The 16,912-nt window shown below is 34.4% G+C and carries 16 protein-coding genes; 7 read left to right on the top strand and 9 right to left on the bottom strand.

The window, feature by feature from the left end:
- Nucleotides 1–53: 53 nt before the first annotated feature.
- The 3 genes from lepA (at nucleotide 54) to ACEN2F_RS08235 (ending at nucleotide 2,491) form a co-directional block, all read left to right on the top strand.
- The gene (gene lepA / locus ACEN2F_RS08245) at nucleotides 54–1,850 is read left to right on the top strand and encodes a translation elongation factor 4 (RefSeq protein WP_441737806.1); all 1,797 of its coding nucleotides are present in this window, start codon (nucleotides 54–56) and stop codon (nucleotides 1,848–1,850) included.
- A gap of 109 nt (nucleotides 1,851–1,959) precedes the next feature.
- Nucleotides 1,960–2,181, top strand: coding sequence for a hypothetical protein (locus ACEN2F_RS08240; protein ID WP_441737804.1), 222 nt, complete (start codon nucleotides 1,960–1,962; stop codon nucleotides 2,179–2,181).
- A gap of 73 nt (nucleotides 2,182–2,254) precedes the next feature.
- Nucleotides 2,255–2,491: a type II toxin-antitoxin system RelE/ParE family toxin gene (locus ACEN2F_RS08235; protein WP_441737802.1), complete on the top strand. Its 237-nt coding sequence runs from the start codon at nucleotides 2,255–2,257 to the stop codon at nucleotides 2,489–2,491.
- Nucleotides 2,492–2,510: 19 nt separating this feature from the next.
- Here the strand turns inward: ACEN2F_RS08235 and ACEN2F_RS08230 are convergent, their stop codons facing one another.
- Entirely contained in the window at nucleotides 2,511–3,443 is a 933-nt protein-coding gene (locus ACEN2F_RS08230) for a 1-phosphofructokinase family hexose kinase (protein ID WP_441737801.1), read from the bottom strand.
- A 106-nt stretch (nucleotides 3,444–3,549) separates the two neighbouring features.
- On the opposite strand from ACEN2F_RS08230, the gene thiL reads away from it, so the two are divergent.
- On the top strand, nucleotides 3,550–4,596 hold the full coding sequence (gene thiL / locus ACEN2F_RS08225) for a thiamine-phosphate kinase (protein WP_441737799.1): 1,047 nt from the start codon (nucleotides 3,550–3,552) through the stop codon (nucleotides 4,594–4,596).
- A gap of 55 nt (nucleotides 4,597–4,651) precedes the next feature.
- Here the strand turns inward: thiL and ACEN2F_RS08220 are convergent, their stop codons facing one another.
- From ACEN2F_RS08220 to ACEN2F_RS08205, 4 genes are all read right to left on the bottom strand, one after another.
- Complete coding sequence (locus ACEN2F_RS08220) at nucleotides 4,652–5,347, bottom strand: response regulator (RefSeq protein WP_441737797.1); 696 nt, start codon at nucleotides 5,345–5,347, stop codon at nucleotides 4,652–4,654.
- A gap of 26 nt (nucleotides 5,348–5,373) precedes the next feature.
- On the bottom strand, nucleotides 5,374–7,398 hold the full coding sequence (locus ACEN2F_RS08215; RefSeq protein ID WP_441737795.1) for a tetratricopeptide repeat-containing sensor histidine kinase: 2,025 nt from the start codon (nucleotides 7,396–7,398) through the stop codon (nucleotides 5,374–5,376).
- Nucleotides 7,399–7,507: 109 nt separating this feature from the next.
- On the bottom strand, nucleotides 7,508–7,693 hold the full coding sequence (locus ACEN2F_RS08210) for a hypothetical protein (RefSeq protein WP_441737793.1): 186 nt from the start codon (nucleotides 7,691–7,693) through the stop codon (nucleotides 7,508–7,510).
- A 172-nt stretch (nucleotides 7,694–7,865) separates the two neighbouring features.
- A complete protein-coding gene (locus tag ACEN2F_RS08205) occupies nucleotides 7,866–8,678 on the bottom strand; it encodes a LytR/AlgR family response regulator transcription factor (RefSeq protein WP_441737792.1) in 813 nt (270 codons plus the stop codon).
- A 485-nt stretch (nucleotides 8,679–9,163) separates the two neighbouring features.
- On the opposite strand from ACEN2F_RS08205, the gene ACEN2F_RS08200 reads away from it, so the two are divergent.
- Nucleotides 9,164–9,700, top strand: coding sequence for a DUF3575 domain-containing protein (locus tag ACEN2F_RS08200; protein ID WP_441737790.1), 537 nt, complete (start codon nucleotides 9,164–9,166; stop codon nucleotides 9,698–9,700).
- Between the two features lie 68 nt (nucleotides 9,701–9,768).
- Here ACEN2F_RS08200 and ACEN2F_RS08195 read toward each other — a convergent pair whose 3' ends face one another.
- On the bottom strand, nucleotides 9,769–11,313 hold the full coding sequence (locus ACEN2F_RS08195; protein ID WP_441737788.1) for a glycine--tRNA ligase: 1,545 nt from the start codon (nucleotides 11,311–11,313) through the stop codon (nucleotides 9,769–9,771).
- 97 nt (nucleotides 11,314–11,410) lie between these two features.
- On the opposite strand from ACEN2F_RS08195, the gene ACEN2F_RS08190 reads away from it, so the two are divergent.
- A complete protein-coding gene (locus ACEN2F_RS08190) occupies nucleotides 11,411–12,094 on the top strand; it encodes a ComF family protein (RefSeq protein WP_441737786.1) in 684 nt (227 codons plus the stop codon).
- Nucleotides 12,095–12,423: 329 nt separating this feature from the next.
- Nucleotides 12,424–13,032 carry a superoxide dismutase gene (locus ACEN2F_RS08185; protein ID WP_441737784.1) on the top strand — a complete coding sequence of 203 codons (609 nt, stop codon included), beginning with the start codon at nucleotides 12,424–12,426 and terminating at the stop codon, nucleotides 13,030–13,032.
- 348 nt (nucleotides 13,033–13,380) lie between these two features.
- Here ACEN2F_RS08185 and ACEN2F_RS08180 read toward each other — a convergent pair whose 3' ends face one another.
- From ACEN2F_RS08180 to rnhA, 3 genes are all read right to left on the bottom strand, one after another.
- Nucleotides 13,381–15,279, bottom strand: a complete 1,899-nt coding sequence (locus ACEN2F_RS08180; RefSeq protein ID WP_441737783.1) for an amidophosphoribosyltransferase — start codon at nucleotides 15,277–15,279, stop codon at nucleotides 13,381–13,383.
- 132 nt (nucleotides 15,280–15,411) lie between these two features.
- Nucleotides 15,412–16,335, bottom strand: coding sequence for a PfkB family carbohydrate kinase (locus ACEN2F_RS08175; RefSeq protein ID WP_441737781.1), 924 nt, complete (start codon nucleotides 16,333–16,335; stop codon nucleotides 15,412–15,414).
- A gap of 95 nt (nucleotides 16,336–16,430) precedes the next feature.
- A complete protein-coding gene (rnhA, locus tag ACEN2F_RS08170; protein ID WP_441737779.1) occupies nucleotides 16,431–16,910 on the bottom strand; it encodes a ribonuclease HI in 480 nt (159 codons plus the stop codon).
- Nucleotides 16,911–16,912 lie beyond the last annotated feature (2 nt).

Below are 16,912 nucleotides of genomic sequence, written 5' to 3'. Positions count from 1 at the left end.
GAATAGCCCGACCCTTGTGGTCACGCCCAAAATAAATTTGATATCAACAGAAAATGAAACATATACGGAATTTTTGCATTATTGCACATATTGACCACGGGAAAAGTACCCTTGCTGACCGATTACTTGGCGCTACACAAACCGTTACCGCTCGTGAAGAAAAAGCGCAATTGCTGGATAACATGGACTTGGAGCGCGAACGCGGGATTACGATTAAGAGTCACGCGATTCAGATGGAATATACGTATAAAGGACAGGAATATATCTTGAACTTGATTGACACTCCGGGACACGTGGATTTTTCGTACGAAGTTTCTCGTTCAATTGCGGCTTGTGAAGGTGCGCTTTTGATTGTAGACGCAGCGCAAAGTATACAGGCACAAACGATTTCGAATTTATATTTGGCTTTAGAAAATGACTTGGAAATTATTCCGGTTTTGAATAAAGTAGATTTACCCAGTGCAAATCCTGAAGAGGTGAGCGATGATATTGTGGACTTATTGGGTTGCAAACTGGAAGATATTATTCATGCGTCGGGGAAAACCGGTCTGGGTGTCGAAAATATTTTGGCAGCTATTATCGAAAGAATTCCTCCTCCAAAAGGAAATGTAGATGAGCCGCTACAAGCGTTGATTTTTGACTCGCACTACAATCCGTTTCGAGGAATCGAAGTTATTTTTCGTGTAAAAAACGGACAGATTAAAAAAGGCCAAAAGATTAAATTCATGGCTACTGGAAACGAATATTTTGCAGATGAAATTGGTACTTTGAAATTAAATCAAGTTCCAAAACAAGTTATTTCGGCGGGAGACGTTGGGTATTTGATTTCCGGAATTAAAGAGGCAAAAGAAGTAAAAGTTGGTGATACATTGACAGATGCGAAAACGCCAACAACAAATATAATTAAGGGTTTTGAAGATGTGAAACCAATGGTTTTTGCGGGGATTTATCCCGTAGATACAGAAGATTATGAAGAGTTGAGAAACTCTATGGAAAAATTGCAGTTGAATGATGCTTCATTGGTGTTTTTGCCGGAAAGTTCAGCCGCATTGGGATTTGGTTTCCGTTGCGGATTCTTGGGAATGTTACACATGGAAATTATCCAAGAGCGTTTGGAGAGAGAGTTCAACATGACGGTTATTACTACGGTTCCCAACGTTTCGTATTTGGCTTATACTAAAAAAGATCCTACAACACCGCTTATAGTAAACAATCCTTCAGACTTACCGGAGCCATCTCGTTTAGACCATGTTGAAGAACCTTTTATTAAGGCAACTATTATTACCAAATCTGATTATGTTGGAAACGTAATGAGTTTGTGTATTGAAAAACGTGGGTTGATTACTAATCAAACGTATTTGACTACGGAACGCGTAGAATTGACTTTTGATATGCCTTTGGCAGAGATTGTATTTGATTTTTACGACCGTTTGAAAACAGTTTCTAAAGGATATGCCTCGTTTGACTATACGCCAATTGGGTTGCGAACTTCTAATTTAGTGAAAGTGGATATTTTATTGAACGCTACAATTGTAGATGCATTATCCTCCTTGATGCATGCCGATAATGCGTATTCGATTGGTAAAAAAATGTGTGAGAAGTTGAAAGAATTAATCCCGCGTCAGCAATTTGACATTCCTGTTCAAGCAGCTATCGGGGTGAAAGTAATCTCACGTGAAACAATAAAAGCGTTGCGTAAAGACGTTACCGCAAAATGTTACGGTGGCGATATTTCCCGTAAACGTAAATTATTGGAAAAACAGAAAAAAGGTAAAAAACGCATGAGACTTGTTGGTAATGTTGAAATTCCTCAAGAAGCGTTTATGGCGGTGTTGAAATTGAATGATTAAATCCCCTAACCCCCGAAGAGGGAACTAGGAATAAATATATTAGAAACCTGACGATGAAAATTGTCAGGTTTTTTGTTTGCTACAATTTGTTTTTGACTAACTTTGTTTTATGGAAACCGTAAAATTAAATATCGATTTAAATGTCAATCAGTTAATTGAAGCTGTAAAACAACTTTCTCCAAAAGACCGTTTGAAAGTTAATGATGCTATTTGGAATGAGAATATTGAGATTCCTGTTGAACACCAACGAATCGTTTTGGACCGAATCGCAAAAACTAAAACAAATCCTGAAAGACTTTTAGATTGGGACGAAGTTTCTCAATCACTTTAAAGATTTGCGTTTTCAAATAAAAATAGATATCGATGCATTCAATGACATTCAAGAAGCTTTCGAATAGTATGAAATGCATTTGAAAGAATTGGGCTTACGTTATAAAACCGAAACCAAAAAACAAATCAATTCTTTACAAAAAGACCCTTATCTATTTAGCATAAAATATAACGAGATTAGGTGTAGAAAAATAAAAAAATTTCCTTTTCTGATTCATTATACAATTGATGATTCATTTAATATAATTACAATTTTGGCAGTTTTTCACACTTCTAGAAATCCTGAAATATGGAAAAAAACTCAGAAATAATTTAATTCTCGATTACTTTTTATTTATCCTTCAACCATTCGAACAATCGCTTAGCATCTTCAAATTTAAACAATTGAGTTCCTTCATTCATCGTCGCCGCTGATCCACATGCAACGCCCCAACGAATTACTTCTTTAAGGCTTTTGTTTTGCGAAAGCGCCCAAACCATTCCGCCAACCATGCTGTCTCCCGCACCAACGGTACTTTTTTTAGCAACATTAGGAGCAGGAACAAATTCAAACAAATCTTTTGTAACCAATACAGCACCTTGCGGACCAAGAGAAACAACTACGATTTCGGAGCCGCCTTTAGCTATGATTTGTTTTGCGGCTTGGTTTACTTCTTCCAGTTCCAATCGCTCTACACCTATTAATTTTGAGAGTTCACCAACATTGGGTTTAATCATATAAACGCCAACTTCTAATGCCTTTTTTAATGCTTCGCCTGAGGTATCAACAATTAATTTAGCATTTGATTTTTTTGCTATTTCTGCAATTTTTGAATAAAAATCATCAGACAAGCCTTCATTCAAACTGCCGCTGGCTACTAAGAATTTTGGTTTTAAAGCAACTATAGTTTCTAATATTTTATTGCTTTCTTCTTCGGAAATTTTTCCTCCTGTAAATCCGAATCGGTATTGAGAATTGGTATTGTCATCCACGGCTACAAAACTTTCTCTGGTCCAAGTTTGCACTTCAATTGCTTTAAATTCAACCGATTCTTTAGCCACTAATTCCTCCAGCATTTTACCCATTGGTCCACCCGAAGTAAAGACAGCTAAAGAAGTACCCCCCAAACGAGAGATTGCCTTAGAGACATTGATTCCGCCACCTCCCGCATCATAACGAGGTTCATCACATCGTATTTTCTGTTCCGGGACTAAGCCTTTAAAATGAGTGCTTTTGTCTAAAGCAGGATTCACGGTAAGTGTAACGATATTAAACGACTTCATTTTGTATGATTTAAGTACTCTAAAGATCGGATAAAATTCATGAAAATTGCTTTAATCCAAGGCGAAAATTTCTTTGTATATTTGCCATCTTAAAACAATTATAATAATGATCGAAGATAAAAACCCACAACGAACAAGCATAGCTCAATTAGGAGAATTTGGATTGATAGACCATTTGACAAAAAACTTTGAAATCAACCAACCTTCAACATTAAAAGGAATTGGCGATGATGCAGCCGTTTTGGATTTCAAAGATAAAAAAGTAGTTGTTTCTACAGATTTATTGATTGAAGGCGTCCATTTTGATTTGGCTTACATGCCGTTAAAACATTTAGGTTACAAAGCAGTTGTGGTCAATGTATCAGATATTTGTGCCATGAATGCAAAACCAACACAAATCACGGTTTCTGTTGCAGTATCCAATCGTTTTCCTCTGGAAGCACTAGATGAATTGTTTGCAGGAATTACGCATGCCGCCCGTGAATATAATGTTGATGTTATAGGTGGTGACACTACTTCATCCCAAACAGGGTTAATTATTAGCATTACTGCCATTGGCGAAGCTGATGAAAATGAAATTGTATATAGAAATGGCGCAAAAGAAACTGATTTATTAGTGGTTACAGGCGATATTGGAGCTGCGTATATGGGATTGCAAGTTTTGGAACGTGAAAAGCAAGTGTTTCAGGTGAATCCAAATTCACAACCGGATTTAGATGCTTACACGTATTTAATTGAACGTCAATTAAAACCCGAAGCCAGAAAAGATGTTCGTACCTTATTGCACGCTTTAGAAATAAAACCAACTTCAATGATTGATATTTCGGATGGATTGTCATCAGAAATTATGCATTTGTGCAAACAGTCAAAAGTGGGTTGTAATTTATATGAAGACAAATTACCAATTGATCCAACATTTATTAACGTTTGTGAAGAATTTAATATTGATAGTACGACAGTTGCTATTAATGGAGGAGAAGATTACGAGTTGCTTTTCACCATTGCCATGGAAGACTTTGAAAAAATTAAAGCAAATCCAAATTTTACGATCATTGGTCACATGACACAACAAAGTGAAGGTATTCATTTAGTTACTCGGGCCAATACAAAAATTGCTTTAAAAGCCCGTGGCTGGGACGCTTTGACGAACTAGCATTTAGTTAAAATAAACAAAAAACGACATCTACTTGATGTCGTTTTTTGTTTATTTAAAAAAGCAATCCTTTGCTTTTGGCCTCTCGAACTAAATCACTATCGCTTCCGTGCTCAATTTTTAATAATTCTTTCAGATTTAATTTTCGTTGTTCTATTGCGCCCAGTGAAATTGGAATGTACTGAGGAATATCCTGTAATTTAGTTCCTTTAGATAAATGAAACAAAATTTGTTTGTCAAATTGATCAATTTCAATCATTCCTTCTTCGGCTTGATTCAACATATTTAGAACTGATTGACTGTAATATTTTTCATTTTTTATGACTTTATCAAAGGCAAAAATTAATTCATCAAATGTTAAATCGTTTTTTATAACCAACCCATTGGGGTTTATTGTTTTGATAATGGTTTTTATCTTTAACAATTCCGTGTACATGGTCAGCAAGATGATTTTGCAGTTTGGCATATATTCTGATAATAATTTTGCCAAATCCTCACCGGAATAAATATTTTTTTCTTCATACGGTGGCATGCTTATATCCAAAAAAGCAATATCAAATGCCTCCGTATCCGGATTAGTGATAATATGGTACCCTGATTCGCAATCCTTAGCTTTAGTTATAAAAAATTCAAATTGATCGGGATTATATCTTGTAATTGCATTTTTATATCCTTCAATAATAAAAGGATGGTCATCTACTATTAATATCTTGTTTTTTGTAGTTACTGTTTCACCTGAATCAATCGCCATTTTTGTATAAGTTGTATGTTTGTTTTTTATTTTAGTGGAGCGGTAACTGTTATAATTGTCCCCGTTCCTTTTGATGATTCTATGTCAAATACGCCATCGCATTCCTTAGCTCGAAAAAGTATGTTTTGGAGACCAATTCCTTTCTTAGCTGTTTTTAAGTTAAAACCAATCCCATCATCTGTGATCTTTAATATCAAGTGATCTTCTTCTTTTTTTAGCTCAATTTTAATGGTATTTGCATTAGCATATTTATTTATGTTTTGAAGTGCCTCCTGCAAAATACGATATAAATTAATTTTGATTGAGTTACTTATCAATTCCCATTTAATCCCCGAATCAATGCATGAAATAAATTTTGATTTATAAGTCTTTTTTTGATCTTCGAATAAATTATCAACTATGGCAACGAAGTTATTAATTAATTCTGATTTTTCTCTATTCAGATCATGAGAAATCTCCCGAATATCCTGTTCAATGTTTCTCAATTCTATTAAATAATCATTTCTTTTGCTTACAGCTGTTCCACCATCAATTTTATTCAAGCTATCTAGGTTAATTCGTACGCCAAACATCCTACCTAAAACGCCGTCGTGTAATTCGCGTGCTACTCTTTTCTTTTCCTTTATTCTATTGGTTTCGATGGTATTTTGTTGTGAAATCAATAAATTATAGATCTCTTCATTGGCCATTTGCTGTTGTTGCTTGAATAACAATTCTCTATTTTTTGCTTTTTGTGTTCTAATGACAAAGGAAAACAAACCAAGCATTGCCAAACCACTGAAAATATAAACTAAATTCCTATTTTGTTGTACTAAGTCTGTATTTTCGTTTTTTATTTCCTCTGTTTCGTATTCAATACGGGTAAATTTATTACCCATTTTACGTTCTGATTTTTGTAGTTTCTCGCTGACTTGAATGTATTCGTTTCCATAAATCGCAGCGTTTTTAGGCTCTATAATAGATAATTGTTTTAGAGAATTTAGCACATTTCGATAATTGTTTGTTTTTTGGGCTAACTCAAGGGCTTGTTTAGCAAAAAGACTTGCTTGGAAAGTATCCTTTTTTGAAATAAAATATTCGGATAAGTTAATTTTACTGGCTATGACACCCGCACTAAGTTGTAAACTATCTCTGATTTTTAATGACTGAAAAAACAAGTCTGGCAACCCTTCCTTTTCGTAAAGTTTAAATTTAGAATACGCTAAATTATTCAATAACATGGCATACAATGTAGGCTTGTCCTGAAATACATTTTTTTGATCTAATCCTTTTTGAAAATATTTTTTTGCCTGCTTATAGTCTTGTTTCTTAAGGTGGAGGTAACCAATATTATTATAGGAAGTTGCTTTGGGCTGATAAAAAGAGGCCATTAACTCGTCATCGATACTGGTTAAAGCTTTATTGTGATACCGCATTGCAGTATTATAATCTTCCAGTTCATTATAAATCAATCCTAACAAATTATAAGCGTCATATAACACATCGCTTTTATTACTACTCTTTATGATTTTTAAAGCTTTAGATACCGCTTTTTCAGCACCTAACAAGTCACTCTGATTGAATTGCAGGTTTGCTTTTTTTATTATAGTTTTCGCTAGATTATAGTTATCATTTAACTCAAAATAGATTTTTTCTGCTTTGTTATAGTATAAAAATGAACTATCCGGGATACCCTGAGAATCATAATAATCTCCTAAATAATTGTTCCCTTTTGCCAGACTAAAAGCATCCTGCTGCATTGCAGATTTTTCGAGCACTAATCGCACCATTTTTTTATACTCCTTCCAATTTTCTATGTTATAATATCGATTTGCAACCTTGAAGAGGTTTACACGATGTAAAGAATCATTTTCTTGAGTACTAATAATTTTAAAGGCAGTTTGTATGTATTGTTCTCGCTGTTGAGATGGTAGATCAAAATCATTTGCCAGAGACAAATAGGAAGAAAGGCTGTCATTAGAGTTTAAATCAATTTCATTTTGAGTATTTTTTTTAGTACACCCAAAAAATAAAGAAATAAAAAAAAGTAATGTATAGAGTGAATGTTTCAATAGCAAAATTGTTTTACCATCAAAAATAAGAAAATAAACGTATTGGCATAAAAAAAAGCTGCCAAATGTTTGACAGCTTTCTTAAATCAAGATATTTACTACTATATTATTAGTCGTTTTTCTTATTCCCCTGACTTGTTGATCCATTCCCAACAAGATTTAATTGTACATTTTCAATTGTGAAAACTTCTGCTTTATCGTTTTTTGATGTTGAAGTAATTTCTTCATTTGAAGTAAAAGAAGTTAATACCATTACTAAAGAAAATAATCCGATTGTTAAAATTGCTTTTTTCATAATTTGGGGGTTTTATGTTGTTGTTTTGTTTTACTTGTTTAAAACCATTTTCGTTGATTTCTTTGGTAAAACTACACAGACAACTTCTTTTTATCCTACAAAAAAAGGTCTTTATGGTAGAACCTACCCGAATGATAGTGAATAGGCGCCAAATCTGGGTGAATGGATATTTTTAGATTTCTAAATAATTTCCGTTAGCAAATTCGGAGATAATTAGATCGATCTTTGCCTTGTAAGACTTAGAAAAAGGTAGTTTTACACTGCTGTTTTTAATATAACAAACTGCGTTTCCGCTGTGAATTCTGGAAATATAGTTCCTATTTACAATATAACTGTTATGGATTCTGATAAAGGGATATGATAGCGCTTCTTCAAAATGTTTTAATGTTTTGAAAGCTGTAATCATTTCACCATTATTCAAATAGATGTCTGTTGAGTTATTATCGGCGCGTAAATAACTGATGTCTTTTGCATCGATGTACCGGTAATCACCGTAAGACTTAATACATATAGTCAACGAATGTCCTTGATGTACTGTTTCAATTTGTGGTAGAAATGTTATTTTTTCATCCAGGCTTGGGGCTTCATTCTTATTGGCTTCACTGTCGACTTCAGATTTATTTAATTTTAAAACTAATTTGACTAAATCGATTCTAAGCAATGGTTTCAATAAATAATCGGTTACACCATGTTGTATTGCTTCAAACGCTAACTCTTTTTTATTAGTGGTAACAATAATTTTAGGGACAATTTTTAAATACCTGTGCAATTCATTGATAAGCGATAACGACAAATTACTAGTTAGATCAGCGGGGTCAATTTCGAGAAAAATAAATTGTGGGGTATGTTGTAAAACAAGATGAAGTCCATCGGTATAATTATTTGCGGAAGCCACAAAAGTAAGTTCTGGAAAACCATCAGCAATGCCTTTTGTTTTCAAAACACTTTCTTGATTGTCGTCAATAATAATGTACGAATAATTCATCAATGGCTTTTCCTGGAATTGTTAGGCATTACATCCGATTTCCAAAGCAAAATATACTTTAGCGTATTAATTTAGTAGGATTACTTTCGAAGACTAATTACACAAGGGCATCAAAAAATGATTATAATTTTTGTGTTTAATGTTCTAAAAATAGGCATTTAGCCCTTTTTTCATTGGTGTTGTTGATATGTTCTTAGCAAATGTTGATACATTAAGATGAAATGCAGATATATCCGATTAAGAGCACAATTCTTTTTCTAAAACAAGTTGGAAAATAAATTTACATCTCCAAGTATAGCTAAAAACATCCTGTTATTAACCAAAAAGCATTCCCCAGCTGGGATTTGGTATTTGTATTACTAATCATTTAAGGAGCAGCAATATCTACTGATAATTACTTTGTGTGAATTACCTACCCAAAAGTAAGTGCGAAAAATATTTTTTTTAAAAAATTATCTTACTTTTATTCAAAAAAAACCAATCTTATGAAAAAACTTTTTGTCTTAATTTGCTTAACTTCCTCATTATTTGGTTTCAGCCAAGAAAAAGAACCTACTGATTTCAAGAAAAACGAAATTAAATTAAATGTTGCCTTTTTAGTCGCAGGCGGTTTCGAAGGTACTTTTGAACGCATAATAAATGAAGAATCTGCTTTTGGAGTTTCTTTATTTTTTCCAATAATTGAGGATATTGAGCCAAACTTTAGTTTGACACCTTACTACCGTTATTATTTTGGCAAAAAGCCAGCTGCAGGATTTTTTGCCGAAGGTTTTGGAATGTTGAATTCTTATGATAGCTATGTTTATAACAATAATTCCTACGATCCATACATTTCAGATAATTCAAGTATCGAAACCAGAACTGATTTTGCGCTTGGTTTTGGTTTAGGTTCTAAATGGGTTACTAAAAAAGGATTCGTTTTTGAGATAAATGCTGGAGTTGGAAGAAATTTATTCAATAGTACCGATACTGATTACGAGATCGTTGGTCGAGGTGGAATATCGTTTGGCTACAGATTTTAAAATTATAAGATAGAGGCTTTTCATGCGAGAAGCCTCTATCTTATAATGTTAGTTTAAATATGTCTAAACTACCCTATTTTCATCAACCAGTTTTTTATTGAAACTTCATTCTCAATGATAGACTTCAAATCGGCTATAGCCACACGGTCTTGTTTCATTGTATCTCTATGCCGAATTGTTACCGTTTGGTCTTCAATAGTTTGGTGATCAACCGTAATACAAAACGGAGTTCCCAGTGCATCTTGTCTTCTGTAGCGTCTTCCTACCGCATCTTTTTCATCATACGCCACATTGAAATCCCAGCGTAAATCAGCTACTATTTTATGTGCTATTTCTGGTAAACCATCTTTTTTTACTAATGGTAAAATGGCTGCTTTCGTTGGAGCCAAAACAGAAGGTAATTTCAACACTGTTCTTGTAGAGCCATCTTCTAAGGTTTCTTCTTTCAAGGAAGTGGCAAAAACGGCCAAGAACATTCTGTCTAGACCCACTGAAGTTTCTACTACATAAGGAACATAATTTTGATTTAATTCAGCATCAAAATATTGTAATTTTCTACCAGAAAACTGTTCATGTGCTTTCAAATCGAAATCTGTGCGCGAATGAATTCCTTCTAATTCTTTGAATCCAAAAGGAAAATTAAACTCAATATCAGCGGCAGCATTAGCATAGTGCGCTAATTTTTCGTGATCGTGAAAACGATAATTTTCTCTTCCTAAACCAAGTGATAAATGCCATTTCAAACGAGCGTCTTTCCAGAATTCATAATGCTTCATTTCGTCTCCTGGACGTACAAAAAATTGCATTTCCATTTGTTCAAATTCCCGCATGCGAAAAATAAATTGTCTGGCAACGATTTCATTTCTGAATGCTTTCCCGGTTTGCGCAATTCCAAAAGGAACTTTCATTCGTCCTGATTTTTGAACATTTAGGAAATTTACAAAAATACCTTGCGCTGTTTCTGGACGCAAATATAAATCCATTGCTGTATCAGCAGAAGCCCCAAGTTTTGTTCCAAACATCAAGTTAAACTGACGTACTTCGGTCCAGTTTCTGGAACCTGTTTCTGGACAAGCAATTTCCAACTCATCGATTAATGCTTTTACATCCTCTAAATCTTCATTTCCTAATGAACGACCCAATCGTTCCAGAATTTCTCTTTCCTTGGACTTGTACTCCATAACACGAGGATTTGTAGTGACAAATTCCTGTTCGTTGAAGGCATCACCAAAGCGTACTTTTGCCTTTTCGATTTCCTTAAGTGCTTTTATGTTGAGTTTTTCAGCATAATCTTCAATCAAAACATCGGCTCTATATCTTCTTTTTGAATCTCTGTTGTCAATCAGCGGGTCGTTGAATGCATCTACGTGACCAGATGCTTTCCAAGTAGTTGGGTGCATCAATATGGATGCATCAAGACCTACAATGTTATCGTTCATTTGAACCATTGCTTTCCACCAATATTCGCGTATGTTCTTTTTTAACTCTACTCCGTTTTGTGCATAATCATAGACTGCACTTAAACCATCGTAAATTTCGCTTGACGGAAAAATGAATCCGTATTCTTTTGCGTGCGAAATTACACTCTTAAATAAATCTTCTTGTTTTGCCATAGTACTGCAAAAATATGAAAAGGGAACTTAAAAAAAAGGATATTGTTAAAGATTGAAGCATTGTTTTGTCTATTTTTATAAATAAATCCTTGATTACATGTTTGAAAGCATTATAAATCTGTTTTTTCCAAAAGTCTGTTCCGGCTGCGGCTCCTTTTTAGTGACCAATGAAAATGTCATTTGTACAGTGTGCAGACACAATATTCCGTTGACGAATCATCACTTGAATCCAGAGAATGATGCCTTCAAAAAGTTTTACGGACGAATTCCTGTCGTGCATACTTCGGCATTGTTTTATTTTCATAAAAAGGGAATCGCCCAAGAACTTATTCATAATTTAAAATATAAAGGACATGAGGAAATAGGAGCAATTCTTGGCGAATGGTACGCTGAAGATTTAAAAAATCTCAAAGTATTAGAATGTATTGATGAAATTATTCCAGTTCCGTTACACCCAAGAAAACTAAAGGAAAGGGGATACAACCAAGTGGCCACTTTTGGAAAAGCACTTTCTTCTAATTTAGATTTTGTCTATAATGATTCACTGCTGATTCGGAATGTGTATTCCAAAACACAATCCAAGAAAAACTTATTAGGAAGAACAGAAGGAATTGAAACTATTTTTGATGTTGTTTTTACTGAAAAAGACCACAACAAACATTTTCTTTTAATTGATGATGTAATTACGACCGGAGCAACATTAGAGGCCTGTTCTAGAGCTTTACTAAAAATTCCTGGTACTAAAATCAGTATTGTATGTATGGCTATGGCGCAATCGTAATTTAAAACAAAATAGTAATTTTAACAATTTCGTGTTTAGCCGTGATGGAAGTGGAAATCCATATTATACCCCTTTTCGGTGGATAATAAGATTACTTCACCTAACTTTTATTCTCATAGTAGTTCAGTTAATTTCATTTGAAGCGAAAAAGCAGGACACGAACGAGCGAACTCACGAAGTATATAGCTATTGAAAATAAGTCTGTTGCAACCCCAAAGAGCACACTATCAATTAATTTAATGAAATTATAACGAAATAGAATTTCCGTTTCCAAAGTTAAATGTTTAAATTTGGATAAATATATTTATAAATTATTAAACAAACATATTATGGCTTTTGAATTACCACAATTACCTTATGCGTACGACGCATTAGAACCACATATTGATGCAAGAACAATGGAAATACACCATTCAAAACATCACAATGCTTACACGACCAATCTAAACGCAGCAATTGCAGGTACAGATATGGAAGGTAAGACGATTGAAAACATTTTGATTAATCTTGATATGACAAACACAGCTGTTCGTAACAATGGCGGTGGTTTTTACAATCATAATTTGTATTGGACTGTGATGACACCAAACGGTGGCGGACTTCCAACAGGAGATTTATTGACGGCGATTGAAGCTGCTTTTGGAACTTTTGAAGAATTTAAAGCAAGTTTCAGCAAAGCTGGAGCAACTCAATTTGGATCCGGATGGGCGTGGCTTTGTGTTCATCAAGGTGGAAAAGTTGAGGTTTGCGGAACTCCTAACCAAGACAATCCATTAATGCCTAGCATAGGTTGTGGTGGAACTCCAATTTTAGGAATGGATGTTTGGGAACATGCTTACTATTTGAATTATCAAAATAGAAGACCAGATTATATCGAAGCTTTTTTTAATGTGATTGACTGGAAAGAAGTTGCAAGAAGATATGCTTTAGAGAAATAGTTTTTTTTCGAAAAAAACCTAGAGTAAAGAGAATAGACGAAATAACTTAAAAGTTAATTTGTCTATTTTTTTATGCCTAATAGTTTTCACAAATTTTTTATACCAAAAAAGACGAATAAACTCTTGGCTTATTCGTCTTTCTTCTATTCTCTTTCTTCTTTACTCTTTTCATCTGACTTTATTCCAATAAAAAAGGTGGAATCTCTTCCACCCTTTTTGCCCCAAATCTACCATAAACTTAACCTACTAATCTTATGGTGATTCAAATTTATACTAGTTCTTCGTTGCCACCAAATAAATTAGATGAACAACTTAGAAAACCGATTAAAAACTCACAACCCTCTATTGCTAGTAGGCTCGGGCGTCTTTTCCTTCATAAAAGTTCATAAATGCTCGGTTTACCACACGATTTCCTCCCGGAGTTGGATAATCTCCTGTGAAATACCAATCTCCTAAATTTTTAGGACAAGCAATATGCAAATCTTCTACCGTTTGGAAAATGATTTTTACCTCGGCCTTTATCTCCGGTGAACTCAACATTTGCGCAATTTTATCTGAAACCTCTTGTGGTTGAAAAGGTGCATAAATTGCCGTTACATAATTTACCACTTCACTATCCTTGAAGTTTTCTTGTGCCTTACACTTAGCATAAACTTCATCCACAATATGATACAAGTTTCTTTCTTTAAGCAATTCTAAAGCTGCTTTGAAAGCTACTAAACCTTCCAATTTAGCCATATCAATTCCGTAGCAATCCGGATAGCGAATTTGCGGTGCCGATGAAACGACAACAATTCGTTTTGGATTCAAACGATCCATCATTTTGATAATACTCATTTTCAAAGTAGTCCCTCGAACAATACTATCATCAATAATAACCAAGTTATCCGTTGGTTTTATAACACCATACGTCACATCATATACGTGGGCTACTAAATCGTCACGACTACTATCTTCTGTAATAAAGGTTCTTAGTTTTGCATCTTTAATAGCTACTTTTTCAGTACGTATTTTTACAGAAAGCAATTCCTGTAACGATTCCTTTGTCAGGGTATTTCTATTTTGAAGGATGTAATTATTCTTTCTTTGATTCAAAAAATCTTGTGCTGCTTCTACCAATCCGTAAAATGAAGTTTCAGCAGTATTTGGAATATAAGAGAAAACGGTGTTGTCTGTATCTTGCTCAATTGATTTTAAAACCGCTGGAAGAATCAATCTCCCCAGTGTTTTTCTTTCCTGATAAATTTCGGCATCACTCCCTCTGGAGAAATAAATTCGTTCAAAAGAACACGCCTTTTTAACCGTTGGTGGAAGAATTTCTTGCATAGAAACAGTTCCGTTTTTCTTGATGATCAATGCGTTTCCTGGCTCAATTTCCTGAACTTTCTCGAAAGGAACATTGAAAACCGTTTGGATTACAGGTCTTTCAGAAGCCACAACCACAATCTCATCATCTTGATAAAAATAAGCGGGACGAATTCCTGCAGGATCTCTAAACACAAATGAATCGCCATGACCTAAAAGTCCTGCCATAGCATAACCACCATCTAAGTTTTTAGAAGCTCTGGCTAAAATCTTAGCAACATCTAGTTTCTCGGCAATTATTGGTGAAGCTTCTCTTTTGGTTAAACCGTTCACTTTACATTCATGATACAAATCAGTAACTTCATCATCTAGAAAATGTCCAATTTTCTCCATTACAGTAACTGTATCTGCCATTTCTTTTGGATGTTGACCCAGTTCAACCAAACTTTGAAAAAGCTCTTTAACATTTGTCATGTTAAAATTCCCAGCCAAAATAAGGTTTCTGTGCATCCAGTTATTCTGACGTAAAAATGGATGAACACTCTCGATACTGTTTTTCCCAAAAGTTCCATAGCGAACGTGTCCCAAAAACAATTCTCCTAAATAAGGGATTTTATGTTTTTGTAAAGCTACATTATCAGCATATTCCGGGTGAGCGGCCATTTCCTCATTAATCCTGTCGTTTATCTGTGCAAAAACATCCTGAATTGGCTGCGCATGATTGGAACGAACCCGACTTATGTAGCGTTCTCCTGGTTCTACATCTAATTTTATACTTGCAAAACCAGCACCATCTTGTCCGCGATTGTGCTGCTTTTCCATCAAAAGATACATTTTTTGGATTCCGTAGAATGCCGTTCCGTATTTTTCTTTGTAAAATTCAAGCGGTTTAAGTAATCTAATTAAGGCTATACCACACTCGTGTTTTAAAGCATCGCTCATTGTAAAATTGTTTGTGTTGTTGTGTTATTCTAAAAATAAATTGACCTGATTTAAAAAAAAGCATAATTCAGAGGTAATTCCCTGCTAATTTTATTTAACAAAAAAACCCCGTTTCCGAGGTTTCAATATATATTATAATTCTATGTCGAATTGTGTCAGTGATTTGAATTGTTGTAATCTGGACACAACCTCCTCTTTATCTAAATCAACCATTCTTTTGGTTCCAAATTTCTCCACACAAAAAGAAGCCAAATTAGAGCCATGAATAATTCCATTTTTCATATTTTCGAAAGAAATATTTTCACTCTGAGTTAAATATCCTGCAAAACCTCCCGCAAAAGTATCTCCTGCTCCAGTTGGATCAAAAACCTCTTCTAGTGGTAATGCAGGTGCAAAGAAAACTTCTTTATTATGAAAGATAAGCGCTCCATGCTCCCCTTTTTTAATAACTACGTATTTAGGTCCCATCGTTTGGATTTTTGCAGCCGCTTTTACTAAAGAATATTCTCCAGAAAGTTGTCTTGCTTCTTCATCATTAATGGTGATTACATCTACACGTTTTATTACATCCAATAATTCCGGTAAAGCACAATCCATCCAGAAATTCATAGTATCCAATACTGTCAATTTAGGTTGTGTTTCCATTTGATCCAAAACACTGCTTTGTACTAAAGGATGCAAGTTTCCTAACATTACTATATCGGAATTTTTATAGTCTTGCGGTACTTTTGGTTGAAAATCAGCCAAAACATTTAATTGTGTATCCAGCGTATCTCTTGAATTCAAGTCATTGTGATAACGACCACTCCAAAAGAAAGTCTTCCCACCATTTACAACTTCAAGACCAGAAATATCAATGTTTCTTGAAGTCAATAAATCTAAATATTCTTGTGGAAAATCATCACCAACTACAGAAACTATAGCTGATTGTACATTAAAAAAAGAAGCGGATAAACCAATATAAGTTGCTGCACCACCTAAAATTTTGTCCGTTTTTCCAAATGGAGTTTCAATTGCGTCGAAAGCTACTGTTCCAACAATCAATAATTTATTCATTATATACGTTTCGAATTAAGGTGCAAAGATAGTTCATAAGTTGTAAAGTTGCAAAGAGTCTACCGCGTAAAGTTTTGCCAATTTATATCTGTGAACTACAACAGTTTTGCCTCTTCTTTTTCATAAAAAGCATCGATTGAAAGTTGCTTTTGCATTGATGCCATAACAGCTAATTCATCGCATCTTTCATTTTGGACATGATTGTTATGCCCCTTGATCCATTTGAAATCCACTTTATGTTTTCTATACACCACTAAAAATCGTTTCCATAAATCGGAATTTTTCCGATCAACAAATCCCTTTTTTTCCCAGCCTAAAACCCATTTTTTCTGCACTGAATCGACCACGTACTTGGAATCTGAAACGACAAGCACTCTTGTATTTGGATTTTTTAACTTTTCAAGTCCCACAATAACGGCCAACAATTCCATTCTATTATTGGTCGTTCGACGAAAACCTTCATAGAATTCCTTTTTATAGAGCTTTCCTACCCATTCCATGACTACTCCGTAACCGCCATTTCCGGGATTCCCTTTGGCAGCACCATCGGTGTATATGTGTACGTCGTGTTCCAAAA

Source organism: Flavobacterium sp. W20_MBD1_R3 (genome assembly GCF_052119725.1).
GTDB lineage: Bacteria > Bacteroidota > Bacteroidia > Flavobacteriales > Flavobacteriaceae > Flavobacterium.
Note: the sequence above shows the minus strand (reverse complement) of the source record. Positions and strands in the feature narration are given on the sequence as shown.